This is a genomic window from Mycoplasma leonicaptivi ATCC 49890 (genome assembly GCF_000622205.1).
Taxonomy (GTDB): Bacteria; Bacillota_I; Bacilli_A; order Mycoplasmatales; family Metamycoplasmataceae; genus Mycoplasmopsis; species Mycoplasmopsis leonicaptivi.
Genome location: NZ_JHWE01000057.1, coordinates 1 through 4,261 on the forward strand (window position 1 = coordinate 1; position 4,261 = coordinate 4,261).

3 protein-coding genes are annotated in these 4,261 nt (G+C 22.5%); all 3 read left to right on the forward strand.

What is annotated here, in order from left to right:
• Positions 1–272: integrase core domain-containing protein (locus BU00_RS0103285; RefSeq protein WP_027121462.1), on the forward strand; the 272-nt coding region annotated here is incomplete at its 5' end.
• A 72-nt stretch (positions 273–344) separates the two neighbouring features.
• Complete coding sequence (locus tag BU00_RS0103290) at positions 345–2,183, forward strand: transglutaminase domain-containing protein (protein ID WP_027121463.1); 1,839 nt, start codon at positions 345–347, stop codon at positions 2,181–2,183.
• Between the two features lie 211 nt (positions 2,184–2,394).
• Positions 2,395–4,131, forward strand: a complete 1,737-nt coding sequence (locus BU00_RS0103295) for a DUF262 domain-containing protein (RefSeq protein WP_027121464.1) — start codon at positions 2,395–2,397, stop codon at positions 4,129–4,131.
• The last annotated feature ends 130 nt before the right edge of the window (positions 4,132–4,261 follow it).

Sequence of the window (4,261 nt, forward strand, 5' to 3'; positions counted from 1 at the left end):
ATTCTTCACAAGAGTATAAAAAATTAGTTGATAAAATTAATGGAAAAATTTCAATGTCTAGAGTTGGTAATTCCTTAGATAATAGAGAAGTTGAATATTTCTTTTCGATATTAAAAACAGAATGTTTATATTTAAACAAAATAAAGGAAATGACTTTTAAAGAATTAAAATCATTAATTGAATCGTTTATTGTAAAATATAATAATGAAAGATTTCAATCAAATCTTAATTGAAAAACACCTCAAGAAACTTGAAGTGCTTTAAAATTATAATTGTTTCAAATCTGTGTCCCTGTTTAATTAATAAAATTTGAAATTAAAAAAAATCAAGAAGATGCTTATAATTTGGATAATGATAAAAAAGAAGGTGAACCAGAGTATAAACAGTATTCAGTAGATGATAAAAAAGATTTTGATGATAAAGATAAACAAAAAGAAATTAAAGATAAAAAAGATAAAAAACAAGATGAAATAAATAAAAATCAAGAAAAACAAAATTTACAATTAAGTGAACAACAAATTAACGAGTTAAAACAATTAAATCAAAATGTTTTAATATATAAAAACGACTTAAAAACACAAGCACAATATAAATATGAAGTTTTAATTGATAAACTTGATTATTTTTCACAAAAAATTGAATTAATTATCGATAATAATAAAACAAATGATATAAAAGTTTTAAATTCTGAATTTGAAGAAATTAAATCACAAAAAGAAAACTATAAAAATAATTCTGACACTAAACCAAGTTATGCATCTGGAAATTATGATGAGAATTCTGTATCATACACACCTTCATCAACATATTCAAATAGTAATTATATAGAATATAATGGTATTCAAAATTCTGCAAAAAAAGCAAAAAAGGGTGTAAACGAAACAAATGCATTCACTAATAGATTATCAGAAAAATTTATAAAATATATTGAAACTTCAAATCCAAATGCTTTTAAACCGTTTGCTGATGAAACATTTTGAAATGAAAGTAAAAAACAAGAAGTTTATAATTTTGTTCGTCAAAATATTATTACAAAAGAAATTAACAATCAAGCAGATAAAATTCAATTAATTTTTGATTGGATTACAAAACACGTTAAATATGCTACTGGATATCAACAACCTTCAATTGAACCACAAGAAGTTTTAAAAACATTAATTGCTGTTTGTGGTGGATATAGTAATCTTTATAAAGTTATGCTTGATGCTGTTGGCGTAACAAGTGTTATTGTTGTTGGATGATCTTCTGCTGGTGAACACCAATGAAATATGATTAGAGATGAAAATACTGGTGAATGATATCATTCAGATGCAACATGAGGTGCTGTAAGTAGATCTTACTTACGTAAAAATCATGATGAAATATCAAATGATCACCGTGTTGTTGGGATTGTAAATTTAAGTCATGAAAAAGAAGGAATTTCATATAATTTTTGAAACGGTGTTTCTGTTTTAAATTCAAATTTATCAAATTTAGTTATACCAGATCAGTTTAACGATGAATTAAAAATTGAAACAATTTATATTGATGTATTTAATAACCCAAAAATTAAATCAATTCGTGTAAATCAATATATCAAAGAAATGTTTTTCTATGGTGCAGGGAAAACTCTTCAAAGTATTGAAGTTGATCTAAAAAATAAAAACTTTAAATCAAAAGATGGGATGTTATATTCATCTAATTATAATAGATTATTATTTACACCAGAAGCATCAAATATTAAAAAACTTGTTTTACCAAAAGAATTCAGTACATTAAATGATGGAAAAGATGTTTTTAATTCGCAACATTTACAAGAAATTCAAGTTGAACCTGGAAATTTTTCTTTTGCTTCATATAAAGGTGTTTTATATAACAATGATTATTCTCAATTAATTTCGATTCCTTCTGGTATCAAAAAAGTTTATGTTAAAGGATCAACTCAATTAAACCCAGAAGGTTCAGAGTTTTCTTCTAAACCGAACCTAAGATATATTATTTTAGAAGATGGTATTACAAATATACCAGATAGAACATTTAACTCGCTTCCTAATATCAAAGAAGTTTTTATCCCAAATTCGGTAACCAATAATTTTGAAAACGCTTTTGTTTCTATTAACCATACAACTTTAGTTACAAAAGGACACAATCCTCTTGTTGCACAAGTTGCTAAAAATAAAGGTTTTACATATAAAATTGTTTAATATTTAAAAATATTAAAAATAATTTTTTTATATAAATTCTCCTAACTTAAATATTTAGTTATAAATATTTAAGTTAGGAGAATTTTATTTTTCAAAAAATTTTAAAAAAATGTGAAAAAAGAAAATAAATTTCACAAACTAATATCTTTTTATGCGAATAAATTTGTTTTTTTTTTTTTTTTGTAAAATAAAAATTAGAAAGGTAGGATTAATGAAAATAGAAGCGAAGGCATTATCAATAAAAGATTTTTTTGCAATATGTAAAGATGAAACAAAATTTTTGATACCCGATTATCAAAGACCATATTCATGAACTCAAGAAAATGTAACAACTTTTTTCGATGATTTATGAGATGCTTATGATAATAAAATTGAGGGATATTTCATTGGAAATATCATAATCTTTAAAAATAATGATCAAAATTACGAAATTATTGATGGCCAACAAAGAACAACAACAATTTTACTGTTATTAAGAGCAATTTATTATTTGTTAGAAAAAACTCAAAAGTTAAATGAAAAATCAAAAAATTCAGATGAAATTGAAATTCTTAAAGAAAAAATTGAACAAATTATATGAACAAAAAACAAAAAATCCAGAAATGTAAATAAAAATTCTTTTAGAATAAAATCTAATGTTATAGATATGAAAAATATGAATATTTTAGATGATATTTTAAAAAACGGTTCATGTGAAAGTAAATTAAGCACTTATTGCTTAAATTACAAAATTTTTATAAATATATTACAAGAAAAGACTAAAAATAAACCAGATGGTATGTTGGATTTTTACTGAAACATTTTGGATGAAATAAATATTTTAGTTATTGAACTTGAAAACTTAGAATCAGCACTAACAATTTTTCAAACAATAAATAATAGAGGATTACAATTATCGGACTCAGATATTTTTAAATCAATCATTTATAAAAAACTTACATCAGAAAAAGAAAAAGGTGATTTTATTAATAAATGAAAAGAACTTTCAGATAAAATAAGTAAAAATAATTATAACTTTGAAAAAATCTTTACATATTATATGTTTTATTTAAGAGCATTAAGTGGTGATATAAGTATAAGAACACCTGGATTAAGAAAATATTTTATTCCTCTAATAGAAAAAGGAAAAATCTTCTTAAGTAAGGATATTACTATAAAAATTGATTCAAACAAAATTATTAATGACTTAAATGAAATTAATAATTTCTTTGTAGTTATAAATCAACGTAAAATATTAGAAAATCAAGAATGAACTAATAATTTTGAAGTATTAAAAGAACTTGATATTATAAGTTCATATCCTAATGAATTTTGAAAATATCCTGTTGTATGTTATTATATGGCACACCGTAATCAAGAAAATTTTGCAAATAATTTTAAAAAATTCCTTAGTGATTTATCACTAAAACTACTTGTAAAATATTTGGAAGTACCTACATCTAATGCTATTAAAGATAAAGTATTATTGTTAAATAAAGAAATTATCAATAATAAAAATACATATTTAAAAATAGATAAATTACAAGAAGATCAAATAAAATTTATTAAAAATAAAATTATGTATACACCTAAAAATTTAACTAAAATGATTATTAAAGTATTAGCATACGATTTCAATGAACAAAAAGAATTATTACCCGATAAATGAGAAATTGAACATATAATACCTCAAAGGTGATCAAGACTTAATGAAAGCACCAAAGAAGTTATTGAAATGATTGGAAATAAACTTCCTTTAGAAAATTCTATTAATAAAGTATCAAGTGACAAAATACTTGATTTCAAATTTAATGAATATAAAGATTCTAAAATTAGAATCGTTTTAGATTTTATGAATCAAAACAAAGAACTAAAAACTTGGGATAAAAACAATGTAAGTAAAAGAAGTCAAGAAATTTCTGAAATTATTTTAAACAAAATATTAAATAAATGAAAAGGATATAAATAAAATATGAAATGGGAAACAATTAAAAAAATAAAAATATTTAAAGGTGGAAATTAAAATTAGACCATAGGGCTAATGAGATTTCCACCTTTATTAGCCCTTTCATATATGAAAGGGGCACACGGGGGTATAC